This is a genomic window from Pseudomonas sp. SJZ103, from assembly GCF_007828335.1.
In the GTDB taxonomy this organism is placed as follows: Bacteria; Pseudomonadota; Gammaproteobacteria; order Pseudomonadales; family Pseudomonadaceae; genus Aquipseudomonas.
The window spans coordinates 280,003-302,920 of sequence record NZ_VIUN01000001.1 but is presented as its reverse complement, the minus strand read 5'-3'; the positions used below and the strand labels follow the sequence as shown (position 1 = coordinate 302,920).

At 59.3% G+C, this 22,918-nt stretch carries 28 protein-coding genes; 12 read left to right on the top strand and 16 right to left on the bottom strand.

Annotated features, from left to right (window positions below; genetic code table 11):
* The first annotated feature begins 123 nt into the window (after positions 1-123).
* Positions 124-762, top strand: a complete 639-nt coding sequence (gene upp, locus FBY10_RS01595; RefSeq protein WP_027604798.1) for a uracil phosphoribosyltransferase — start codon at positions 124-126, stop codon at positions 760-762.
* Between the two features lie 2 nt (positions 763-764).
* On the top strand, positions 765-2,039 hold the full coding sequence (locus FBY10_RS01590) for a uracil-xanthine permease family protein (RefSeq protein ID WP_131698413.1): 1,275 nt from the start codon (positions 765-767) through the stop codon (positions 2,037-2,039).
* 130 nt (positions 2,040-2,169) lie between these two features.
* On the opposite strand, the gene hisC is transcribed toward FBY10_RS01590, so the two are convergent.
* From hisC to FBY10_RS01540, 10 genes are all read right to left on the bottom strand, one after another.
* Positions 2,170-3,222, bottom strand: coding sequence for a histidinol-phosphate transaminase (gene hisC, locus FBY10_RS01585; protein ID WP_131698414.1), 1,053 nt, complete (start codon positions 3,220-3,222; stop codon positions 2,170-2,172).
* Positions 3,223-3,225: 3 nt separating this feature from the next.
* Positions 3,226-4,545 carry a histidinol dehydrogenase gene (hisD, locus tag FBY10_RS01580; RefSeq protein WP_131698415.1) on the bottom strand — a complete coding sequence of 440 codons (1,320 nt, stop codon included), beginning with the start codon at positions 4,543-4,545 and terminating at the stop codon, positions 3,226-3,228.
* Between the two features lie 128 nt (positions 4,546-4,673).
* Positions 4,674-5,309 (bottom strand): ATP phosphoribosyltransferase, encoded by a 636-nt coding sequence (gene hisG, locus FBY10_RS01575; RefSeq protein ID WP_027604802.1) that lies wholly within the window; start codon positions 5,307-5,309, stop codon positions 4,674-4,676.
* Positions 5,310-5,522: 213 nt separating this feature from the next.
* Positions 5,523-6,788 carry a UDP-N-acetylglucosamine 1-carboxyvinyltransferase gene (gene murA, locus FBY10_RS01570; protein WP_024073479.1) on the bottom strand — a complete coding sequence of 422 codons (1,266 nt, stop codon included), beginning with the start codon at positions 6,786-6,788 and terminating at the stop codon, positions 5,523-5,525.
* 23 nt (positions 6,789-6,811) lie between these two features.
* Positions 6,812-7,051 carry a BolA family protein gene (locus FBY10_RS01565; protein WP_027604803.1) on the bottom strand — a complete coding sequence of 80 codons (240 nt, stop codon included), beginning with the start codon at positions 7,049-7,051 and terminating at the stop codon, positions 6,812-6,814.
* A gap of 114 nt (positions 7,052-7,165) precedes the next feature.
* Complete coding sequence (locus FBY10_RS01560; protein WP_145335332.1) at positions 7,166-7,471, bottom strand: lipid asymmetry maintenance protein MlaB; 306 nt, start codon at positions 7,469-7,471, stop codon at positions 7,166-7,168.
* On the bottom strand, positions 7,468-8,115 hold the full coding sequence (locus FBY10_RS01555; protein ID WP_131698417.1) for a phospholipid-binding protein MlaC: 648 nt from the start codon (positions 8,113-8,115) through the stop codon (positions 7,468-7,470). Before FBY10_RS01555 ends, FBY10_RS01560 begins: the two co-directional genes overlap by 4 nt.
* Positions 8,116-8,126: 11 nt before the next feature.
* Positions 8,127-8,594 carry an outer membrane lipid asymmetry maintenance protein MlaD gene (mlaD, locus tag FBY10_RS01550; RefSeq protein ID WP_131698418.1) on the bottom strand — a complete coding sequence of 156 codons (468 nt, stop codon included), beginning with the start codon at positions 8,592-8,594 and terminating at the stop codon, positions 8,127-8,129.
* Positions 8,594-9,391, bottom strand: coding sequence for a lipid asymmetry maintenance ABC transporter permease subunit MlaE (gene mlaE, locus FBY10_RS01545; RefSeq protein WP_131698419.1), 798 nt, complete (start codon positions 9,389-9,391; stop codon positions 8,594-8,596). The genes mlaD and mlaE overlap by 1 nt, the downstream gene beginning before the upstream one ends.
* Positions 9,391-10,200, bottom strand: coding sequence for an ATP-binding cassette domain-containing protein (locus FBY10_RS01540; RefSeq protein WP_003171811.1), 810 nt, complete (start codon positions 10,198-10,200; stop codon positions 9,391-9,393). Before FBY10_RS01540 ends, mlaE begins: the two co-directional genes overlap by 1 nt.
* Before the next feature lie 311 nt (positions 10,201-10,511).
* Here FBY10_RS01540 and FBY10_RS01535 point away from each other — a divergent pair, with 311 nt between their 5' ends.
* The 10 genes from FBY10_RS01535 (at position 10,512) to FBY10_RS01490 (ending at position 17,521) form a co-directional block, all read left to right on the top strand.
* Complete coding sequence (locus FBY10_RS01535; protein ID WP_131698420.1) at positions 10,512-11,486, top strand: KpsF/GutQ family sugar-phosphate isomerase; 975 nt, start codon at positions 10,512-10,514, stop codon at positions 11,484-11,486.
* Positions 11,487-12,011, top strand: a complete 525-nt coding sequence (locus tag FBY10_RS01530) for an HAD family hydrolase (RefSeq protein WP_131698421.1) — start codon at positions 11,487-11,489, stop codon at positions 12,009-12,011. It begins immediately after the preceding gene.
* 8 nt (positions 12,012-12,019) lie between these two features.
* Positions 12,020-12,592 carry an LPS export ABC transporter periplasmic protein LptC gene (gene lptC / locus FBY10_RS01525; RefSeq protein ID WP_131698422.1) on the top strand — a complete coding sequence of 191 codons (573 nt, stop codon included), beginning with the start codon at positions 12,020-12,022 and terminating at the stop codon, positions 12,590-12,592.
* Positions 12,579-13,112, top strand: coding sequence for a lipopolysaccharide transport periplasmic protein LptA (gene lptA, locus FBY10_RS01520; RefSeq protein ID WP_027604809.1), 534 nt, complete (start codon positions 12,579-12,581; stop codon positions 13,110-13,112). The genes lptC and lptA overlap by 14 nt, the downstream gene beginning before the upstream one ends.
* Positions 13,112-13,837: an LPS export ABC transporter ATP-binding protein gene (gene lptB, locus FBY10_RS01515; protein WP_027604810.1), complete on the top strand. Its 726-nt coding sequence runs from the start codon at positions 13,112-13,114 to the stop codon at positions 13,835-13,837. Before lptA ends, lptB begins: the two co-directional genes overlap by 1 nt.
* A 185-nt stretch (positions 13,838-14,022) precedes the next feature.
* Positions 14,023-15,516, top strand: a complete 1,494-nt coding sequence (locus FBY10_RS01510; protein ID WP_065924292.1) for an RNA polymerase factor sigma-54 — start codon at positions 14,023-14,025, stop codon at positions 15,514-15,516.
* A 75-nt stretch (positions 15,517-15,591) separates the two neighbouring features.
* Positions 15,592-15,897, top strand: a complete 306-nt coding sequence (gene hpf / locus FBY10_RS01505) for a ribosome hibernation-promoting factor, HPF/YfiA family (RefSeq protein ID WP_090409416.1) — start codon at positions 15,592-15,594, stop codon at positions 15,895-15,897.
* A 10-nt stretch (positions 15,898-15,907) separates the two neighbouring features.
* Entirely contained in the window at positions 15,908-16,372 is a 465-nt protein-coding gene (gene ptsN, locus FBY10_RS01500) for a PTS IIA-like nitrogen regulatory protein PtsN (protein ID WP_145335334.1), read from the top strand.
* Between the two features lie 2 nt (positions 16,373-16,374).
* Positions 16,375-17,232 carry an RNase adapter RapZ gene (rapZ, locus tag FBY10_RS01495; RefSeq protein WP_027604814.1) on the top strand — a complete coding sequence of 286 codons (858 nt, stop codon included), beginning with the start codon at positions 16,375-16,377 and terminating at the stop codon, positions 17,230-17,232.
* Positions 17,233-17,248: 16 nt separating this feature from the next.
* Positions 17,249-17,521, top strand: coding sequence for an HPr family phosphocarrier protein (locus tag FBY10_RS01490; protein ID WP_131698424.1), 273 nt, complete (start codon positions 17,249-17,251; stop codon positions 17,519-17,521).
* 36 nt (positions 17,522-17,557) lie between these two features.
* Here the strand turns inward: FBY10_RS01490 and FBY10_RS01485 are convergent, their stop codons facing one another.
* The 6 genes from FBY10_RS01485 to pmbA all read right to left on the bottom strand — a co-directional run bounded on the left by FBY10_RS01485 (position 17,558) and on the right by pmbA (position 22,812).
* Positions 17,558-18,451, bottom strand: a complete 894-nt coding sequence (locus FBY10_RS01485; protein ID WP_145335336.1) for a ZIP family metal transporter — start codon at positions 18,449-18,451, stop codon at positions 17,558-17,560.
* A 33-nt stretch (positions 18,452-18,484) separates the two neighbouring features.
* Positions 18,485-19,096, bottom strand: a complete 612-nt coding sequence (locus FBY10_RS01480; RefSeq protein ID WP_131698426.1) for a superoxide dismutase — start codon at positions 19,094-19,096, stop codon at positions 18,485-18,487.
* A 1-nt stretch (position 19,097) separates the two neighbouring features.
* Positions 19,098-19,526 carry a hypothetical protein gene (locus FBY10_RS01475; protein ID WP_131698427.1) on the bottom strand — a complete coding sequence of 143 codons (429 nt, stop codon included), beginning with the start codon at positions 19,524-19,526 and terminating at the stop codon, positions 19,098-19,100.
* Positions 19,527-19,553: 27 nt separating this feature from the next.
* Positions 19,554-20,930, bottom strand: coding sequence for an aspartate ammonia-lyase (locus FBY10_RS01470; protein ID WP_131698428.1), 1,377 nt, complete (start codon positions 20,928-20,930; stop codon positions 19,554-19,556).
* Entirely contained in the window at positions 20,923-21,318 is a 396-nt protein-coding gene (locus FBY10_RS01465) for a FagA protein (RefSeq protein WP_131698429.1), read from the bottom strand. Before FBY10_RS01465 ends, FBY10_RS01470 begins: the two co-directional genes overlap by 8 nt.
* Positions 21,319-21,465: 147 nt before the next feature.
* A complete protein-coding gene (pmbA, locus tag FBY10_RS01460; RefSeq protein WP_131698430.1) occupies positions 21,466-22,812 on the bottom strand; it encodes a metalloprotease PmbA in 1,347 nt (448 codons plus the stop codon).
* Positions 22,813-22,918 lie beyond the last annotated feature (106 nt).

Genomic DNA, 22,918 nt, shown 5'->3' with positions numbered 1-22,918 from the left:
AGGTACGCATGTGAGGCGCAACGATCAAGCCTTAATGGACTAACGTACTAGATGTCTATAGGACAACACCCTCGGATAGATTAATCTAGGCCGGTTTTTTTGCCCGCCGCCGGAGCCTTTCCCATGCCCACTCGCGAGATCCGCCACCCGCTGATCCGACACAAACTCGGCCTTATGCGCCGTGCCGACATTAGCACGAAGAATTTCCGTGAGCTTGCTCAGGAAGTTGGAGCGCTGCTCACTTACGAAGCCACCAAAGATTTGCCTCTGGAAACCTACGACATCGAAGGTTGGGCAGGCACCGTTCAGGTCGAGAAGATCGCCGGTAAGAAAATCACCGTGGTGCCGATCCTGCGCGCCGGTATCGGCATGCTCGAAGGCGTGCTCAGCCTGATTCCGGGCGCCAAGGTCAGCGCCGTCGGCGTAGCCCGCAACGAAGAAACCCTGCAGGCCCACACCTACCTGGAAAAACTCGTACCGGAAATCAACGAGCGCCTGGCCATGATCATCGACCCGATGCTCGCCACCGGCAGCTCCATGGTTGCCACCATCGACCTGCTGAAAAAAGCCGGTTGCCGGGACATCCGCGCCATGGTGCTGGTGGCCGCGCCCGAAGGCATCGCGGCCGTCGAGAAAGCCCATCCGGACGTGCAGATCTACACCGCCTCCATCGATGAGCGCCTGAACGAACACGGTTACATCATCCCAGGCCTGGGCGATGCCGGTGACAAGATCTTCGGCACCAAGCAGAAGGACGCGTGAGCATGCAGGATGAATTCAACGACCCGCTTTGGCGCCAGATCCTGTCTGGCGCACAGATGCTCTTCGTCGCATTTGGCGCGCTGGTGTTGATGCCACTGATCACAGGTCTTGATCCAAACGTCGCACTGTTCACCGCCGGCCTGGGCACGCTGTTGTTCCAGGTGGTGACAGGGCGGCAGGTGCCGGTCTTCCTGGCGTCGAGCTTTGCCTTCATCACCCCGATTATTCTCGCCAAGGGCCAGTTCGGCCTCGCAGCGACCATGGGCGGGGTGATGGCAGCCGGGTTTGTCTATACCTTCCTCGGCCTGGCCGTGAAGATCAAAGGCACCGGTTTCATCGACCGCCTGCTGCCTCCGGTGGTCATCGGCCCGGTGATTATTTCCATCGGACTGGCCATGGCACCGATCGCCGCGAATATGGCGATGGGGAAATCCGGCGATGGCGCCGAACTGATTCATTACCAGACGGCGATGATGATCTCGATGCCTGCGCTGCTCACCACGTTGATCGTGGCGGTGTTCGGCAAGGGTATCTTCCGCCTGGTGCCGATCATCTCCGGCGTGCTGGTGGGCTTTGCCATGGCCTTCTACTTTGGCGTGGTCGACACGGCGAAAATCGCCGCCGCACCGTGGTTCGCCCTGCCCCACTTCACCGCGCCGGAGTTCAACTGGCAGGCGATCCTGTTTATCGTCCCGGTAGCGCTGGCGCCGGCGATCGAACATATCGGCGGTGTGATTGCAGTAGGCAGCGTGACCGGTCGCGACTACCTGAAGAAGCCTGGCCTGCACCGCACCTTGCTCGGTGACGGCATTGCCACCACCGCCGCCGGCCTGTTTGGCGGCCCACCGAACACCACGTACGCCGAAGTAACGGGCGCGGTGATGCTGACCAAGAACTACAACCCGAAGATCATGACCTGGGCGGCAGTGTTTGCCATCAGCCTGGCGTTCATCGGCAAGTTCGGTGCACTGCTGCAAAGCATCCCGGTGCCGGTGATGGGCGGGATCCTGTGCCTGCTGTTCGGCTCGATTGCTGCGGTGGGGATGAACACGTTGATCCGCCACAGGATCGACCTGGGTGAAGCGCGCAATCTGGTGATTGTGTCGGTGACCCTGGTGTTCGGCATTGGCGGTGTGCTGGTGGGGACCGGTACGGGTCCGGATGACTTCGGCCTGAAGGGCATTGCACTGTGTGCGGTGGTAGCGATTGGCTTGAACCTGCTGCTGCCGGGCAATGATGGCTGGAAGAACAAGAAGCCGGAAGAGCCGCTGATCTAACACATATGGCAGAACCTAATGCGGGAGGGGGCTTGCTCCCGATGGCAGTGTGTCAGTCAATTCATTAGCTGACTGATACACCGCTATCGGGGGCAAGCCCCCTCCCACATTTTTTGATCTTCAGTGTGGCTTAGAGCTCACCCAACCCATCGATCAGCGCCTGGTTCTGCTCCGGCGTACCGATGCTGATCCGCAGGAACTGGGCAATCCGCTCCTGCTTGAAGTGCCGCACAATCACCCCTTGCTCACGCAACTTGGCCGCCAGGCCGGCAGCGTCGTGCCGTGGGTGGCGGGCAAAGATAAAGTTGGCCGCTGACGGCAACACTTCAAAGCCTTTACCTTCCAGTTGCGCGACCAGCTGGTTGCGACTATCGATAACCAACTGGCACGTCTTCTCGAAGTACTCACGATCCTCGAAGGCCGCTGCCGCGCCGACAATCGCCAGGCGATCCAGCGGGTAGGAGTTGAAGCTGTTCTTGACCCGCTCCAGCGCTTCGATGAGGTCCGGGTGGCCCACGGCCAGGCCCACACGCAAACCGGCCAGTGAGCGCGACTTGGACAGGGTCTGGGTCACCAGCAGGTTCGGGTAACGGTCCACCAGACTGATGGCGGTTTCGCCACCGAAGTCGATATAGGCTTCATCGACCACCACCACCGAATCCGGGCTGGCCTTGAGGATCTGCTCCACGGCGTCCAGCGCCAGGACGCAGCCGGTGGGCGCGTTCGGGTTGGGGAAGATGATCCCGCCGTTGGGCTTGGCGTAGTCCGCGACGCGGATCTGGAACTGCTCGTCCAACGGCACCGGGTTGGACTTGATGCCGTAGAGACCGCAGTACACCGGATAGAAGCTGTAGCTGATATCCGGGAACAGCAGCGGCAGCTCGTGCTGGAACAAGCCGTGGAAGATGTGCGCCAGGACTTCATCGGAACCGTTGCCAAGGAACACCTTGCCGGCGTCGATCCCGTAATACTTGGCCACGGCCTGCTTGAGCAGGTCGCTGTTGGGGTCCGGGTACAGGCGCAGGTTGTCGTTCAACTCGGCCTGCATCGCGGCCAGCGCCTTGGGAGACGGGCCGTAGGGGTTTTCATTGGTGTTGAGCTTGACCAGTTTGGTCAGCTTCGGTTGCTCGCCGGGCACGTAAGGCACGAGGTCCTTGACGAAGGGGCTCCAGAATTTGCTCATGTGTTATTTCCCCTCTTCCAGGATTCGATACTCAGCACTACGGGCGTGGGCGCTCAGGGATTCACCACGGGCCAGCACCGAGGCGGTCTTGCCCAATTCGGAAGCGCCTTGTGGAGAGCAAAAGATGATCGACGAACGTTTCTGGAAGTCATACACCCCCAGCGGCGACGAGAAGCGCGCGGTGCCGGAAGTCGGCAGCACGTGGTTAGGGCCGGCGCAGTAGTCGCCCAGCGCTTCGCTGGTGTGGCGGCCCATGAAGATCGCACCCGCATGGCGAATCGACGGCAGCCAGGCCTGCGGATCGGCCACGGACAGCTCCAGGTGCTCCGGCGCGATACGGTTGGCCACTTCGATGGCCTGTTCCATGTCACGCACCAGGATCAGCGCACCACGACCATTGATCGACTTCTCGATGATCTCGGCGCGGTCCATGGTCGGCAGCAGCTTATTGATGCTGGCGGCGACCTTGTCGAGGAACTCGGCGTCGGGGCTGACCAGAATCGCCTGGGCGTCTTCGTCGTGCTCGGCCTGGGAGAACAGGTCCATGGCGATCCAGTCCGGGTCGGTCTGGCCGTCGCACACCACGAGGATTTCCGAAGGGCCGGCGATCATGTCGATACCGACCTGGCCGAACACATGGCGCTTGGCAGTGGCGACGTAGATGTTGCCGGGACCGACCACCTTGTCGACCTTCGGCACGCTTTCGGTGCCATAAGCCAGGGCGGCAACCGCTTGGGCACCGCCGATGGTGAACACGCGGTCGACACCGGCAATACAGGCGGCAGCCAGTACCAGTTCGTTGATTTCACCGCGCGGGGTCGGTACCACCATGACCACTTCGGTCACGCCGGCCACTTTGGCCGGGATCGCGTTCATCAATACTGAGGACGGGTAAGAAGCTTTCCCGCCCGGTACGTACAGACCAGCACGGTCCAGCGGCGTGACCTTCTGGCCCAGCACGGTGCCGTCGGCCTCGGTGTAGCTCCAGGAGTCCTGCTTCTGTTTTTCGTGGTAGCTGCGCACTCGGCTCGCGGCGACTTCGAGGGCTTCGCGCTGTGGCGCGGTGATGCGCGTCAGGGCCAGTTCCAGGCGTTCGCGAGGCAGGATCAGGTCAGACATGGACTTGACGTCCAGACCGTCGAACTGGCGGGTGAAGTCCACCAACGCCGCATCACCGCGCTCGCGCACGGCCTTGATAATGTCGAGCACCCGCTGGTTGACCGAGTCGTCGGACACGCTTTCCCAGCTCAGCAGATGATCCAGATGATGGGCGAAATCCGGGTCGGCAGCATTGAGTCGGGCAATTGCAGTGGACGTGGTCATAGCGAGGGCCTCAATAGAATTGGCAAAAACTCAGGCGCCCTAAACTAGCAGTCGTTTCCGCTTGGGCACCTGAGAATTCTGGCTATGAGGCGGATAGACGGGCGCAGCTTTTCAGCTACGCAGGTGAGTCAACCGCGGTGTCGAGACTCCACTGCCTGGCGCAGGGTGTCGATCAACGCCTGGATACGGGCGTGTTGCATCTTCATCGACGCTTTGTTGACGATCAGCCGAGAGCTGATATCGGCGATAAAATCCTGTGGTTCGAGACCGTTGGCACGCAGGGTGTTGCCGGTGTCGACCACGTCGATGATCTTGTCAGCCAGGCCGATCAGCGGCGCCAGCTCCATCGAGCCGTAGAGCTTGATGATGTCGACCTGACGGCCTTGTTCGGCGTAGTAACGCTTGGCAACGTTGACGAACTTGGTGGCCACGCGCAGGCGGCCTTTAGGCTCGACATCACCGACACGGCCGGCGGTCATCAGCTTGCACAGGGCAATGCGCAGGTCCAGCGGCTCGTACAGGCCTTGGCCGCCGTATTCCATCAGCACGTCTTTACCGGCGACACCGAGGTCGGCCGCGCCATGTTCAACGTAAGTCGGCACGTCGGTAGCCCGTACGATCAGCAGGCGAACGTCGTCCTGGGTCGTAGGGATGATCAGCTTGCGGCTCTTGTCCGGATTCTCGGTCGGCACGATGCCCGCTTCAGCCAGAAGCGGCAAAGTGTCGTCAAGGATGCGGCCCTTGGACAGTGCGATGGTCAACATGGGAAACGTCAATCCTTCATCAGGCTATTGCTGTCCGGTCGCAAACGGCGCCAGACACAGATCGAGGCCATGACAGCCTCGACTTGAAACAAATCAGTGTATGTAGGAGCGAGCTTGCTCGTGAAAAACGTCAACGATAACGCGTTTATTCAGACTCAACGCGGTGCCCACGAGTTCTTCGCGAGCAAGCTCGCTCCTACAATGCAGTGGGGACTAGCCCGGTACGCGGCGGATTTTCGCGCCGAGCATCTGCAGTTTTTCCTCGATGCACTCGTAACCACGGTCGATGTGGTAGATGCGGTCGATCAGGGTATCGCCTTCGGCGATCAGCGCCGAGATCACCAGGCTGGCCGAAGCGCGCAGGTCGGTGGCCATGACTGGCGCGCCCTTGAGCTTCTCGGTGCCGGTAACGATGGCAGTGTTGCCTTCAACCTGGATCTTCGCGCCCATGCGGTGCAGTTCGTACACGTGCATGAAGCGGTTTTCGAAGATGGTCTCGATCACTGCACCCGTGCCTTCGGCAATGGCGTTCAAGGAGATGAACTGCGCCTGCATGTCGGTCGGGAACGCCGGGTACGGAGCGGTACGCACGTTAACGGCTTTTGGCCGCTTGCCGTGCATGTTCAGCTCGATCCAGTCTTCACCGGTGGTGATTTCGGCACCGGCTTCGCGCAGTTTTTCCAGGACCGCTTCCAGAATGGTCGGATCGGTGTCCTTGACCTTGACGCGACCACCGGTGACGGCGGCAGCAACCAGGTAGGTACCGGTCTCGATACGGTCCGGCATCACTTTGTAGGTGGCAGGGTGCAGGCGTTTCACACCGTCAATGGTGATGGTGTCGGTGCCGGCGCCGGTGATGTTGGCACCCATGGCGATCAGGAAGTTGGCCAGGTCGACCACTTCAGGCTCGCGCGCAGCGTTTTGCAGAACACTGCGGCCGTTGGCCAGGGCAGCGGCCATCATGATGTTTTCGGTACCGGTCACGCTGACGGTATCAAAGAAGAAGTTCGCGCCACGCAGGCCGCCTTCCGGCGCCTTGGCCTTGATGTAGCCGCCTTCGACGTCGATGGTCGCGCCCATGGCTTCAAGGCCACGGATGTGCAGGTCCACCGGACGCGAGCCAATGGCGCAACCGCCAGGCAATGCGACTTCGGCCTCGCCGAAACGGGCGACCATCGGGCCCAATACCAAGATCGACGCACGCATGGTTTTCACCAGTTCGTACGGGGCGATCAGGGTCTTGATGGTGCGCGGATCGATTTCGACGGACAGCTTCTCGTCGATTACCGGCTCAATACCCATGCGACCAAACAGCTCGATCATGGTGGTGATGTCGTGCAGGTGCGGCAGGTTGGCTACGGTTACCGGGCCATCGCACAGCAAGGTCGCGGCCAGGATCGGCAAGGCAGAGTTTTTCGCACCGGAAATGCGAATCTCGCCATCGAGGCGGGCACCGCCGGTAATAATCAATTTATCCATAAGAATCTCGACGCCTTGGGGGCTCAGGTGCGCTCGGCCCAGGCCGCGCGACTGAAAAATTTCATAGTGACCGCGTGGATGCTGCCATCGGTGATCCACGGGTTCAAATGGGCATAGATCTGCTGCTGACGCTTGACCGGGCTGAGTGCCGCCAGTTCATCGCTAATCACGTTCAGCTGGAAGTTGCAGCCTTCGCCTTCAACTTCTACGTTCGTATCCGGCAGCTTTCCTTCGAGAAAGCTCTTAACTTCTAGGGCCTGCATGATCAACCTCTATCGGCGCCCAGTGCGCACGGGTCGCACATCATACAAAAAAGCCCCGCGCCTGCGAACCCCGCATAGCAGGACTCTGACGGGGGGCTTCATCGATAATGTGTATTAAGGATGCGCCAATAGCTCGGTCAAACCGGAAACTTCGGCGATTTCACGCATGTCTTCAGGCAATGCACGGATGCTGACCGGTTTTTTGGCCGCCTCAGCATCACGCATGAAGCACAGCAGCAACGACAAGCCGACGCTGCTGGACTTGGTTACCGCCGAGCAATCCAGCACCAACGCAGGGGCAGTGCTGGCCTTGATCAGCGCCTGGCCCTGCTTGCGCAGGTCAGGCCCGGTGCGGTAATCCAGCACGCCGCTGAGGAACAACTCGCCAGCGTCGCCGAGACGAACAGCCGACTCGGTCATTGCGCAGGCTTCCCTGCAGTTTTATCGGTCTCTTCCTTGGCCTTGGCGACTTCACCGGCCCAACCATTGATGGTTTTGTCCAGGTCGTTGCCATTGCGCTGCATGGCGTCGGCGAACTGGTCACGGAACAGCTTGCCGATGTTGATACCGTTGATGATCACGTTGCGCAGTTTCCACTCGCCACTGATCTTCTCCAGCGTGTACTGCACCGGGTAAACGGCACCATTGTTGCCCTTGACGCTCATGTTGACACTGGTGCGGTCACCCGACTCATCCCCGGCAGGAGCGACGGTGATGCCCTGGTTGTTGTACTCAAGCAAAGCGTTGCCATAAAACTGGAACAGGCCGCGCTTGAAGTTTTCCTGGAACGTTTGCATTTGCGCAGGAGTGGCCTTGCGCGAATATTTGACCGTCATGATGCTTTTGGAGATACCTTCAGCATCCACCACGGGACCAACAATAGTGTTGAGCGCTTCATAAAACTTGGAAGGGTCTTGCTTGTACTGCTCTTTATTGGCAGTCAGGTCAGCCAACATCCTGTTGGTAGTGTCCTGCACCAGTTCGTGCGCAGAACCTGCTGCGTTGGCCATCAACGGCAGCGCTGCAAGCAGTACCAGGAGACCACGTCGCAAGGTAGAGATCATGTACAGATTCCTCATTTAGCGTCTTTATTGACCGTATTGAGCAGGAATTTACCGATCAGGTCTTCAAGCACCAACGACGACTGTGTGTCGTGGATTGTCGAGCCATCCTTGAGCAGGGCTGTTTCCCCGCCCACGCTGACACCGATGTATTTCTCGCCCAGCAGACCCGCAGTGAGGATAGATGCAGTGGAATCGGTAGGCAGATTATCTACCTTCTTATCCAGCTGCATCGTCACTCGACCCGTGAAGCTGTCATGATCCAGATCGATTGCCGTGACCTTGCCGATGGTGACACCGGCCATGGTCACTTTAGCTCTGACAGTCAAACCAGCGATATTGTCGAAGTAAGCGTAAAGTTTATAAGTATCGGCGGTCGGGCTGGCGGAAAGGCCACTGACTCGCAGGGCCAGCAACAGTAAAGCCAGGATGCCAGCCAGCAAGAAAAGGCCGACACCGATTTCCACAGTGCGGTTTTGCATCAGAAATCTCCAAACATCAAGGCGGTCAAAATGAAGTCAAGGCCCAGTACCGCCAGTGAGGCGTACACAACGGTCTTGGTGGTGGCGCGACTGATCCCTTCTGAAGTGGGCTCACAGTCATAGCCTTGGAATACGGCGATCCAGGTCACTACAAAGGCGAAGACGATGCTCTTTATGACGCCATTGAGCACGTCACCGCTGAAAGTCACGCTGTTTTGCATGTTGGCCCAGTAGGAGCCGTCGTAGACGCCCAGCCAGTCCACTGCCACCCAGGAGCCGCCCCAGATACCGACCACGCTGAAGATCATCGCCAGCAAAGGCAGGGAAATAAAGCCGGCCCACAGGCGCGGGGCAACAATGTACTTGAGCGGGTCCACGCCGATCATTTCCAGGCTGGACAACTGCTCGGTGGACTTCATGTTGCCGATTTCGGCAGTCAACGCGGAACCCGCTCGTCCGGCGAACAGCAACGCGGTCACGACCGGCCCCAACTCACGCAGCAGCGTCAGGGCAACCATCTGCCCCACCGCCTGCTCCGAACCGTAGCTGGACAGGATATTGAAGCCCTGCAACGCCAGCACCATCCCGATGAACATCCCGGAGACCACAATGATCACCAGGGACATCACGCCCACCGAATGCAGTTGCTTGATCAACAGGCCGAAGCCGCCACCAATGCCACCGCGGCCGAGCAAGGCGTGAAACAGGAAAATTGTCGAGCGACCCAGCACTTCGACGATGTCGATACCGGATCGACCGAAAAGGCGAACCTTCTCGATGAGAGATGTCTTGCGCATCAGCGCTTCCCCAGAAGGTCTGAGCGGTAATCCGCTGCCGGAAAGTGAAAAGGCACAGGGCCATCGGGATCGCCGGTCATGAATTGGCGAATACGCGGGTTGTCGGCGTTCATCAGTTCTTCAGGCGTACCCTGCCCCAGCACCTGGCCATCGCCGACTACATAGAGGTAATCGGCAATGCTCGCGGTTTCTGCAAGGTCGTGAGAGACCACGATGCTGGTGATACCCAGCGCATCGTTGAGCAGACGAATCAGGCGCACCAGCACACCCATGGCAATCGGATCCTGGCCGACGAAAGGCTCGTCGTACATGAGGATCTGCGGGTCGAGGGCGATGGCACGCGCCAGAGCCACACGGCGCTTCATGCCGCCGGACAGTTCGTCGGGCATCAGGTCGATGGCACCACGAAGGCCTACGGCCTGCAATTTCAGCAACACAATGTCACGAATCATTTCGTCGGACAGCTGGGTATGCACCCGCAACGGAAACGCCACGTTCTCGAACACATCGAGGTCGGTAAACAGCGCACCGCTCTGGAACAGCACGCCCATATGCTTGCGAGCATCGAACAGATCGCTGCGCGACAAGGTCGGCAGGTTCTGGCCGTTGACCCACACTTCACCGGCGCTGGGGCGCAATTGCATGCCCATCAGACGCAACAGCGTGGTCTTGCCGCAACCGGACGGACCCATGATGCCCGTGACCTTGCCGCGGGGAATGCGAATATCGACGTTATTGAAGATGCTGCGCGTCCCGCGCTTGAAGGTCAGTCCCTTCAGCTCGACCGCGTAGGCGTTATCGGCACTCATCTAAACTCCTTGGGATGCAGCCTCTCACTCAGACACCATGCATGCGACAAACGTTTGCAACGGTGACGCATATAGATAGCCTCATGGGCTGGGCGGACTGAACTGGCGGCGAACTATATCACTGCTGGTACAGGGCGCCCAAGGCCGGAACAGCGCTAGTTCAGTTTAGGGACAGGGAAAAAAGGTTGCTGGCTATGTTACTGAGGATCGATCTCAGGTATTCGTTGAATAAAGCCTGACGAACTTGCGTGAGGGAATTGATCATTACCGCTATAATCGCCGACTTTTCGTCAGGCTATACGACTTCAGACATGAGCCAATCCAGCGACCTTATTCAATCCGCGCAACGCACCATCCGCCTCGAAGTTGAAGCCGTAGAAGGCTTACTGGCCCATATCGACGCAGATTTCGTACGCGCCTGCGAGATGATTCTGGCCAGCAAGGGCCGTGTTGTCGTGGTCGGCATGGGCAAGTCGGGCCACGTCGGCAACAAGATCGCCGCCACCCTGGCCAGCACCGGGACCACCGCATTTTTCGTACATCCGGCCGAAGCCAGCCACGGCGACATGGGCATGATCACCAAGGATGACATCATCCTGGCGCTGTCCAACTCCGGCACCACCAACGAAATCGTGACCCTGCTGCCGCTGATCAAGCGCCTGGGCATCAAGATGATCAGCGTCACCGGCAACCCGGAATCAACGCTGGCCAAGGCCGGCGACGTGAACCTGAATGTTCACGTGGACCACGAGGCCTGCCCGCTGAACCTGGCGCCGACCTCCTCCACCACCGCAGCCCTTGTCATGGGCGACGCCTTGGCCGTAGCGCTGCTGGAAGCCCGCGGATTCACCGCTGAAGACTTCGCGTTTTCCCACCCAGGTGGTGCCCTGGGCCGCCGTCTGTTGCTGAAAGTGGAAAATGTCATGCATTCGGGCGAGGAATTGCCCCACGTCCAGCGCGGCACCCTGCTGAAGGACGCGCTGATGGAAATGACCCGCAAGGGCCTGGGTATGACCGTGATCCTGGAAGCCGATGGGCGCCTGGCCGGGGTATTCACTGACGGTGATTTGCGCCGCACCCTGGACCGCACCATCGATATCCGCACCGCGACCATCGACGCCGTGATGACCCCCCATGGCAAGACTGCACGCCCTGAAATGCTGGCAGCCGAAGCATTGAAGATCATGGAAGACCACAAGATCGGCGCACTGGTGGTGATCGATAGCGACGACCACCCGATTGGCGCCCTGAACATGCACGACTTGCTGCGTGCGGGAGTGATGTAAATGACCAGCGACCTGTTGCAACGCGGCAAACACATCAAACTGGCGATTTTCGACGTTGACGGCGTACTGACCGATGGCCGCCTGTACTTTCTCGAAGACGGCAGCGAATTCAAGACGTTCAACACCCTCGACGGCCAGGGCATCAAGATGCTGATGGCTTCGGGCGTGCAAACGGCGATTATCAGCGGCAGAAAAACCCCGGTTGTGGAACGCCGCGCACAAAACCTCGGTATTCCTCACCTGTATCAGGGCCGCGAGGATAAACTGGTGGTTCTGGACGAGCTTCTTGGCAAACTCAACCTAAGCTATGAGCAGGTCGCCTATCTGGGCGATGATCTGCCTGACTTGCCGGTCATTCGCCGAGTAGGCCTGGGCATGGCCGTCGCCAATGCGGCGACATTTGTTCGCGAGCACGCCCACGGCATCACCACCGCCCGCGGCGGCGAAGGTGCCGCCCGCGAGTTCTGTGAACTGATCCTGCGAGCCCAAGGCAGTCTTGAAGCGGCCCACGCCGCCTACCTATAGAGCGTTTTATGCTGAGCAAAAAGATTCGCAACTTCCTGCTATTCGGAGTCATCGCCGCGCTGTTCCTTGCGGTGGGCTACTGGAATATCAGCCCGGGGCGCTTCCTCGACCAGCCTGCCGCGCAGGTTGACGACGGGGCCATCGACTATTACGCCACCAATGCCTATAGCGTGCAGTTCTTGCCCGACGGCAAGGTGCAGTACGAAATGACGTCGGACAAAGTCGAGCACTTGAAGGCCACGGAAGTCACCCTGCTGACCAACCCGGACCTGAACCTGTACCGCGGCACCGAGTTTCCGTGGCATGTCACGAGCAAGCGTGGCGAGGTGAACCCGGACGGCACCGAGGTAGAACTGATTGACTCGGTACGCGTTGCGCGTACTGACGCCAAAAACCGTGACACCGTGATTACCAGCAGTCGCATGACCGTATTCCCACAGAAGCAATATGCGCAGACCGAGCAAGACGTTAGAATCGACGGCGCTGGCGGTGTATCGACTGGCAAGGGAATGAAAGCGTATTTGAAAGAAAGCAGGATACACCTGCTATCGAACGTAAGAGGACAGTATGAGGCTCGTTAAAACTCTCCCTATTTTGCTCGGCCTGGGCGCAGCACTGGGAAGCGTGAGCGCCTGGGCTCTGCCGAACGATAGCCAGCAACCGATCCACATCTCGGCTGACGATGCGCAACTGGATGACAAGCAAGGCGTCGCCACCTATACCGGCGGCGTGATCATCACCCAGGGTTCGATGAAGATCACCGGCAACACGGTGACACTGACGCGCACCCAAGCGGGCGATATCGACGTGGTGACATCGGTGGGCAACCTGGCTTACTTCGAACAGAAGCAGTCGGCTACCGACACCGGCCCGATGAAGGGCTACGGCAAGACCATCCAGTATCACGCCCAGCAGAATCGCATCGTGCTGATCGACCAGGCCAAGGTACTCAGCCCCGATGGCAACTCCACGGAAGGTGAAAAGATCACCTATGACACCGTGAAGCAGATTGCCAACGCCGGTCGCGCCAATGGCAGCAAGGTCACCGCGCCACGCCCCCGTATCGATATGGTTATCCAGCCGAAGAAGAAGGCCGAGTAATGGCAACCCTGAAAGCCCAGCATCTGGCCAAGGCCTATAAAAGCCGTCAGGTCGTGCGCGACGTCAGCCTGTCGATCGACAGCGGCCAGATCGTCGGCTTGCTTGGCCCCAACGGCGCCGGCAAGACCACCTGCTTCTACATGATTGTCGGCCTGGTCCAGGCGGACCAAGGTCGCGTACTGATCGACGACCTGGATGTGAGCCACCAGCCAATGCACGGGCGCGCCCGTGCCGGTATCGGCTATCTTCCGCAGGAAGCGTCGATCTTCCGCAAGCTGTCGGTATCCGACAACATCATGGCCATCCTTGAAACCCGCAAGGAACTCGACCGTGAAGGCCGCCGCAAAGAATTGGAAAGCCTGCTTCAGGAATTCCACATCAACCACATTCGAGACAACCTTGGCATGAGCCTGTCCGGTGGTGAGCGGCGTCGCGTGGAAATCGCCCGCGCCCTGGCCACCGCCCCCAAGTTCATCCTGCTGGACGAACCGTTTGCCGGCGTCGACCCCATCTCGGTCGGCGACATCAAGCAGATCATCCATCACCTCAAGGCCAAGGGCATCGGTGTACTGATCACCGACCACAACGTGCGTGAGACCCTCGACATCTGTGAAACCGCGTATATCGTCAACGATGGTCAGCTGATCGCCGAAGGCGACTCTGCCACCATCCTGGCCAACGAGCTGGTCAAGGAAGTGTACCTGGGTCACGAGTTCCGCCTGTAAACACCGTGGTGTCACGGCCGCTCGCCAAAGCGCGCGGGAGTCAATGAAAACCTCCGGATTTTTATTGTTACCGCGCTCTAGGCAAAGCCCCCGATATCAGGCATATAATTTGCTTATGTTTGGCGCTCACGCGCCCTGTCGTGGATGGCGCATTGCGCCGGCGAATAAGGTGTTAAGCCCCTGCCATGAAACCATCGCTAGTCCTGAGAATGGGCCAGCAGCTGACGATGACACCGCAGCTGCAACAGGCCATCCGCCTGCTCCAATTGTCGACCCTGGACCTGCAACAGGAAATCCAGGAGGCCCTGGAGTCCAATCCGATGCTCGAACGCCAGGAAGAAGGCGACGACTTCGATAATGCAGACCCACTGGCCGACAACATCGAGCAAAAACCCAATTCCGACGTACAGGAACCCTCCTACCAGGAAACCGCCCCCACGGTGGATAACCTTGAGGAAGGCGATTGGAACGAACGTATTCCCAACGAGCTCCCGGTGGACACCGCCTGGGAGGATGTCTACCAGACCAGCGCCAGCAGCCTGCCCAGCAATGACGATGACGAGTGGGACTTCACCACCCGCACTTCCGCCGGCGAGAGCCTGCAGAGCCATCTGCTGTGGCAACTGAACCTCGCGCCGATGTCGGACACCGATCGCCTGATCGCCGTGACCCTGATCGACTGCATCAATAACCAGGGCTATCTGGACGAGACGCTCGAAGAGATTCTCGAGGCCTTTGACCCGGAACTGGATATCGAGCTGGACGAAATCGAAGCGGTCCTGCACCGCATCCAACAATTCGAGCCCGCCGGCATCGGTGCCCGCACCCTGAGCGAATGCCTGCTGCTGCAACTGCGTCAGTTGCCCGCCAAGACCCCATGGCTCGCCGAGGCCCAGCGCCTGGTCACCGACTACATTGACCTGCTGGGCAGCCGCGACTACAGCCAGTTGATGCGGCGCATGAAGCTCAAGGAAGACGACCTGCGCCAGGTCATCGAGCTGGTGCAAAGCCTCAACCCGCGTCCAGGCTCGCAGATTGAGTCCAGCGAAGCCGAATACGTCGTTCCCGACGTGATCGTGCGCAAGGACAACGAACGCTGGCTGGTGGAACTGAACCAGGAATCGGTGCCGCGCCTGCGGGTCAACCCGCAATATGCCGGTTTTGTGCGCCGCGCCGACACCAGTGCCGACAACACCTTCATGCGCAACCAGTTGCAGGAAGCCCGCTGGTTCATCAAGAGCCTGCAGAGCCGCAACGAAACCCTGATGAAAGTGGCCACCCAGATCGTCGAGCACCAGCGCGGCTTCCTGGAATATGGTGACGAGGCGATGAAGCCGCTGGTCCTGCACGACATCGCAGAAGCAGTGGGCATGCACGAATCGACGATTTCCCGGGTGACCACACAAAAATTCATGCATACCCCACGGGGTATTTATGAGTTGAAATACTTTTTCTCCAGTCATGTCAGCACCTCGGAAGGTGGTGAATGCTCGTCCACGGCAATCCGCGCGATCATCAAAAAACTGGTTGCTGCGGAAAATCAGAAAAAGCCGTTGAGTGACAGCAAGATCGCTGGTTTACTGGAAGCACAAGGCATTCAGGTCGCCCGTCGAACCGTCGCCAAGTACCGCGAATCCCTTGGGATCGCGCCTTCCAGCGAGCGTAAGCGTTTGATGTGACGGGCGGGCCACAGCGTTCCAGTGGCGGGTATTCCTACCCGCCGCTTTATGCACTGGCAACGAAGGAGAAGCTGTATGCAAGTCAACATCAGTGGACACCATATAGAAGTCACCCCTCCACTACGCGACTACGTCGAGCAGAAGCTGAGGAAGCTTGAGGGCCATTTCGACAAGATCACCAACGTGCAGGTCATCATGAAGGTCGACAAGCTTCAGCAGAAAATCGAAGCGACACTTCAGATACCCGGTGGAGAAGTGGTCGCCAATGCCGAACATGAAGACATGTATGCATCAATCGACTTGCTCACAGACAAGCTTGACCGCCAACTCAAAAAGCATAAGGAAAAGAATCTGAGCCTGCTTCAGGGCACAGGTCGTTAACTCTCCCCCCATGATCCGACTTGAAACCATCCTGCCCCCCGGCCGTTCCCTCGTGAACGTGCCGGGCGGCAGCAAGAAGAAAGCCCTCGAACAAATTGCCAACCTGATCAGCAGCCAAGTGCCTGATCTGGAGATGCAGGATGTCTTTGAGGCTCTGATCGCCCGTGAAAAACTCGGTTCCACCGGTTTTGGCAACGGCATCGCCATTCCTCACTGCCGCCTCAAAGGCTGCGAGACACCTGTCAGCGCCCTGCTGCACTTGGACGCACCTATCGATTTCGACGCGATCGACGGTGCCCCGGTGGACCTGCTTTTTGTTCTGCTGGTCCCACAGGCCGCCACCGATGCACACCTGGAACTGCTTCGGCAGATCGCAAGCATGCTCGACCGCAAGGAAGTACGCGACAAACTGCGCAGTGCCAGTAGCAACGAGGCGCTGTACCAAGTTGTCCTGGATGAGCAAAACGGGCAGTAATCATGCGTTTGATCATCGTCAGCGGCCGCTCCGGCTCGGGTAAAAGTACTGCCCTCAACGTTCTTGAGGACAACGGATTCTATTGCATCGACAACTTGCCGGCCGGACTGCTCCCGGAATTGGCAGAGCGGGCACTGATCCATACCGAATTGGCGCAACCCCTGGTCGCCGTTTCGATTGACGCCCGCAACCTGCCGAGCCACCTCACGCGTTTTCCGGAATTGCTCGAAGAAGTGCGCGCCAAGCACATTCACTGCGATGTGCTGTATCTGGACGCCGACGAAGAAACCCTGCTTAAGCGCTTCTCAGAGACCCGTCGACGTCACCCCCTCAGCAGCCCACACCGTTCTCTGGCCGAAGCCATCGAGGATGAAACCAAGCTGCTGGGGCCGATCATTGACCTCGCCGATCTCAAGATCAACACCACCAGCCTCAACCTGTATCAGTTGCGCGATGCCATCAAGCTACGCCTGCTGAACCAGCCGGAGCCTGGCACGGCATTTCTGGTCGAGTCCTTTGGGTTCAAGCGTGGCATGCCGGTGGATGCCGACCTGGTGTTCGACGTGCGCTGCCTGCCCAATCCTTATTGGAAGCCGGAACTGCGTGACCAATCGGGGCTGGATCAGCCAGTGGCCGATTACCTGGCCGCGCAACCGGATGTGGAGGAGATGTTCCAGGACATTTCCAGCTACCTGCTCAAATGGTTGCCGCGTTTTGCCGCGAGCAATCGAGCCTATGTCACCATTGCCATCGGCTGCACCGGCGGCCACCACCGTTCCGTCTACCTGACCGAGCGCCTGGGCCAGGTGCTGCAACAAACCCTCAAGAACGTCCAGGTTCGCCACCGCGACCTTAGCTGAAAGGAACACCCCCGCGATGCCCGCTCTGGAAATTGAAATCATCAACAAGCTGGGCCTGCATGCCCGCGCCTCGGCCAAATTCGTCGGTATTGCCGGGCAGTTCCCTTGCCAGGTCCGCGCCGGGCGCACACCGGAGAGCATGGTCGATGGCAAAAGCATCATGGCGATGATGATGTTGGCGGCCGGCAAGGGCACAAAGATTCATTTGAGCACCGAGGGCGAGCAAGAGCAGGAAGCAATGGACGCCCTGGTGGCGCTGATCAACAACTTCTTTGATGAGGGTGAGTAAAACCCACCCGTTGAGGCGGGTGTGAAGCAAGAGGCTTCACCCCAAGGCGGTATCCATCACCATCATCAAGCAGAACCCCATGCACAACCCCAGGCTCGCAAGCTTTTCGTGACCATTGCGGCGCGACTCCGGGATCACTTCGTGGGTGACCACCAACAACATCGCGCCAGCGGCCAGCGCCAGGCCCAACGGCAACAGCACCTCGGCCAGGCTCACCAGCCAGGCGCAAAGCACGGCGAACACCGGTTCCACCAAGCCTGACGCGGCGCCGATCAGGAATGCCTTGACCCGCGACATCCCTGCCCCCGCCAATACCAACGCAATCACCAGACCTTCTGGCACATCCTGCAAGGCAATGCCCATGGCCAGGCTGTCGGCATCCGGCATGCCGCCGCCGGCTGAGACGCCAACCGCCATGCCTTCGGGGATGTTGTGGGCGATGATGGCAAACACGAACAGCCAGATACGCGGTGGAATCACCGGTTTATCCGGCGTACCCACCAACATCTCCGGGCTGGCGCCGGAGACCTTGCGATCCACCAGATACAGACCGAACGCCCCCAGCATGATGCCGAAGCTGATCAGCCCCCCTGCCCCCCAGGGCGAAAGACCAATCGCTTCGGCAGCGGCAATACCCGGTACGACCAGCGAAAAGGCGGTCGCCGCCAGCATCACGCCAGCACCGAAGCCCAACAAGGTATCGCTCAACGCCAGCGGCATCCGTCGAATCACCAAGACCGGAACTGCCCCCAGCGCCGTGCCAAGCGCGCAAATCGCCCCGCCCTGCAAGGCGCGCATGATGCGCGGCTCCAGATCCAGCCAGGCCAGCCCGTGAGCCACCAGCAATGCAGTACCTGCCAATAGCAGCAACGAGCCAAACGCATAACGAAACATTCGCACGCTGCTGATCGCCAGTGTTTCAGTGCCCATAGTCGGCCTTAGATCTTGTTATCGAAGGGAATGTCAGGCCAACGCGGCCTGATAGCGTGCGGCAACTTCCGGCCAGTTAATAACACTGTAGAAGGCATTGATGTATTCAGGACGACGGTTCTGGTACCGCAGGTAATAAGCATGCTCCCAGACGTCCAGGCCGAGGATCGGCGTATTGCCATTCATCAGTGGGCTGTCCTGGTTGCCGCTGCTTTCCACTATCAGCATCTTTTGCGGGGTGACGCTCAGCCAGGCCCAGCCGCTGCCGAAACGGGTCAAGGCGGCTTTGGTGAAGGCCTCCTTGAAACTGTCGAAACCGCCGAGTTGTTCTTCAACAGCTTTTCCCAACGCACCGTCGGGCTTGCCGCCACCTTTAGGTGACATAACCGCCCAGAACAGTGAGTGGTTGGCATGGCCGCCGCCTTGGTTGATGACGGCCGCACGTAGTTTTTCCGGCAGCTGCTGCACGCTGGACACCAGTTTCTCTACAGGCCAGCCCGCAAATTCGGTGCCCTCGACCGCAGCATTGAGGTTATTGATGTAGGTCTGGTGGTGCTTGGTGTAGTGAATCTCCATGGTTTGCGCATCGATATGCGGTTCCAGGGCATCGTAGGCATAGGGCAAGGCAGGCAAGGTGTAGGTCATATCAATGTGCTCCGTATTGAGACGTGGTCGGCTGCACCGCAGCACCGCCCAGTAAGCGATGGGTGCGCGGGTACTCACCGTGATCGCTGATGAAATTCAACAGTTCGACGTAAGTCTTGCTGCTCTGGCGCAGGGCCGCTTCGCGCAGCTGCGGGCTCAGGCGCACGTCCTGCATGGCCTGCAGCAAGCGCTGGTGAATAGCGCAGAGGTATTCGGCACTTTCCTCGGGCTGATTCAGGCGCAGGTGCAGGTCTGCCAGGTTGTGATGGGAAATGACACAAGCCGCGACTGCTTCGTCGGCATTCGCCCAGCGTTCGAACAGCACTTGAGCCAGGGCCAGGGCCTGCAGATAGGCCTCGCGAGCGTCAACCAACTCGCCCTGCATAAAGCAGTGATTAGCGCGTTCGATCGTGCGTTTCCAGTGCTCCATGGTGAGCCTCCAAAGCAGGGTCGGTGATTACACCCCGCCAGCCGTGAGTTTTTCCGGATCCAACAGGACTTCCAGTTGGTTACGGGGCAGGTCGGTGTGCTCAAGGGCCACCTCAATCACCGGACGGCCTTGCTGATAAGCCTTCTTGGCAATCTCGGCGGCCTTTTGGTAACCAATGATCGGGTTGAGTGCGGTGACCAGGATCGGGTTGCGCGACAACGCTTCCTTGAGCTTGGCTTCGTTGACCTTGAAGCTGGCGATGGCCTTGTCCGCCAGCAGGCGGCTGGCGTTGGCCAGCAATTCGAGACTGCTGAGCAGGTTCTGGGCAATGATCGGCAGCATCACGTTCAATTCGAAGTTGCCGGATTGGCCGGCAACGGTAATCACCGTGTCATTGCCGATGACTTGTGCAGCCACCATGGCCGTGGCTTCCGGAATCACCGGGTTGACCTTGCCTGGCATGATCGAGGACCCCGGCTGCAGGCCTTCCAGTTCGATCTCCCCCAGGCCGGCCAGCGGGCCGGAGTTCATCCAGCGCAGGTCGTTGGCGATTTTCATCAGCGATACGGCGGTGGTCTTCAACTGGCCGGAGACGGCGACGGCAGTGTCCTGGGAGCCGATCAGCGCGAACAGGTTCTTGCCGGGCGTGAATTTCACGCCGGTCAGGCTGCTCAGCTGTTGGCTGAAACGTGCCGAAAACTCCGGATGTGCGTTGATCCCGGTGCCAACAGCGGTACCGCCCTGGGCCAGAGCCTGCAGGGCCGGCAACAAGTCCTGCAGGTGGCCGATATTGGCCTTGAGTTGCTGCGCCCAGCCGTTGAGCACTTGGCTCATGCGCACGGGCATGGCATCCATCAGATGAGTACGGCCGGTCTTGATGAACGGGTGAACCTCTTCGGCTTTCTGCTCGATCACTTGCACCAGATGCTGCAAGGCCGGCAGCGTTTGCTCGTGCAGCACCAGCGCAGCACTGACGTGGATGGTGGTCGGAATGATGTCGTTGCTGCTTTGGCCACAGTTCACATGATCGTTGGGATTGACCGCTTCGCCAAGCAAACGGCTGGCGAGCGTCGCAATCACTTCGTTGGCGTTCATGTTCGAACTGGTGCCGGAACCGGTCTGGAAGATATCCACCGGGAAGTGCTGCATATAATCGCCTTCGAGCAAGCCTTGGGCGGCATCGACGATGGCTTTGCCCTGCCCTTCACTGATCTGCTTGAGGTCGACGTTGACCTTGGCAGCAGCCGCCTTGGCCAGGATCAGTGCGCGAATGAATTGCGCCGGCATGCGTTGGTGGCTGATCGGAAAGTTGTTCACCGCGCGCTGGGTTTGCGCACCGTACAAGGCCTCGGCGGGGACTTGCAGTTCGCCCATGCTGTCGCGTTCGATACGGGTGTTACTCATCGTTAGATCCTTGCACCAAGTCGGAGTGAGAGATTGATGGCAGCAATTCGCAGGTCGCCAATTGCCAGGCAAAGGTCTGCCAGCGCTTGAGGCGGCAGGCACAGTGAGAGAGTTTTTCCAGGTCGCGTAATGGGCGCCAGGCCTGGTCAAGGCAAATGGAGCGCCAATGCCACGGCAGTGCAATATCGCTGGCGGTGTCGATCAGCAGGCGGAATGAGGTTTCAGCGATGGTCCACGGATGGGTCGCGGTACAACACGCCAGGTATCGGCCCTCGTTGAGGTAATGTTCGATCAGGCGAGGTTCATTGGGATCCAGACCACAGCGAATCTGGCGACTCATCCAGCGCCAGCTTTCCAGGTAAGGATCCTCATGCAGGACAGAACTCATGATCCACACTCATCCGGTAATGATATTTATTATTAAATGATATTGAGAATCAAAACAAGAGCGACACCTCAAACCTCCTGAAACACGTCCACAAAAAAGGCGCGCCATCCGTAAGAAGGCGCGCCTTTTTGTGAAGCTGCAGCGGGATTAACTGCCTGCGACGGTCATCCGCTCGATCAGCACCGAGCCTGTGCGAATATTGCTGCGCAGCTCCAGGTCATTCCCCACGGCAACGATCTGCTTGAACATATCGCGCATATTGCCGGCGATGGTCACTTCCTGGACGGCGAACTGAATCTCACCGTTTTCCACCCAGAAACCCGCCGCACCACGTGAATAATCCCCAGTGACCATATTCAGGCCATGGCCCATCAATTCGGTCACCAAAAGACCACGTCCCATGCGACGCAACAGCGCCGCCTGGTCTTCGTCGCCATGGGTCACGAACAGGTTATGCACGCCGCCGGCGTTGGCAGTGCTTGGCAGGCCGAGTTTGCGGCCTGAATAGGTGCCGAGTACGTAAGACACCAGCTCACCGTTTTCGACGAACGGCTTGGCATACGTGGCCAGGCCGTCCCCGTCGAACGCCGAACTGCCCATGGCACGCATCAAGTGCGGACGCTCATCGATGGTCAGCCACTCGGGAAACAACGTCTGGCCGATCGCCCCTTCAAGGAACGAAGACTTGCGATAAAGATTGCCGCCAGAAATGGCCCCCAGGAAACTGCCGAACAAACCGCCTGCCAGCTCCGCCGAAAACAGTACAGGCACTTCACACGTCGGCACCGGGCGCGCGCCCAGGCGGCTCGCGGCACGTTGTGCGGCACGTTGACCAATACTGACCGGGTCTGCCAGCAATTCACCCTGACGACTTACGTCGTACCAGTAATCACGCTGCATCTGGCCATTGGCCTCGGCGATCATCACGCAACTCAAACTATGGCGAGTGGACGCATACCCGCCAATAAACCCGTGGCTGTTGCCGTATACGCGACAGCCCTGGTGAGTGTTCAACGTGGTTCCATCGGCGTTCTTGATGCGGGTATCGGCATCGAACGCTGCCGCTTCACAGGTCAGCGCCAGCTCGATGGCCCGCTCGGGCGTGATATCCCAGGCATGGAACAGATCGAAATCCTTCAAGTCCTTGGCCATCAGCGCCTTATCGGCCAAGCCCGAGCTTTCATCCTCGGAGGTGTGCTGGGCAATCGCCAACGCGGCGGCAACCGTTTCGCGTATAGCCTCCGGGCCGCTGGCCGACGTACTGGCCGAACCTTTGCGCTGCCCCACGTACAAGGTGATGCCAAAGCCCTGATCACGGTTGAATTCGACGGTCTCCACTTCCCGTTGACGGACCGACGTCGACAACCCCTGCTCCAGCGACACCGCCACTTCACAGGCACTGGCCCCCTGGCGCTTGGCCTCGGCAAGGATCTGCTCGACTTGTTCCTGCAGGGCCGGTAACGCTTGCGGACCGACGCTTTGGGCTGCACTCATGGTTTTCTCCACTCAAATTCTGCTTTCGGTTAAGGCCATCGAGCGACCGGGCCGGACAAGCGGCCCCCGACTGGTTATCATGGCGGCGTTTCTTTGCGGACTGCCA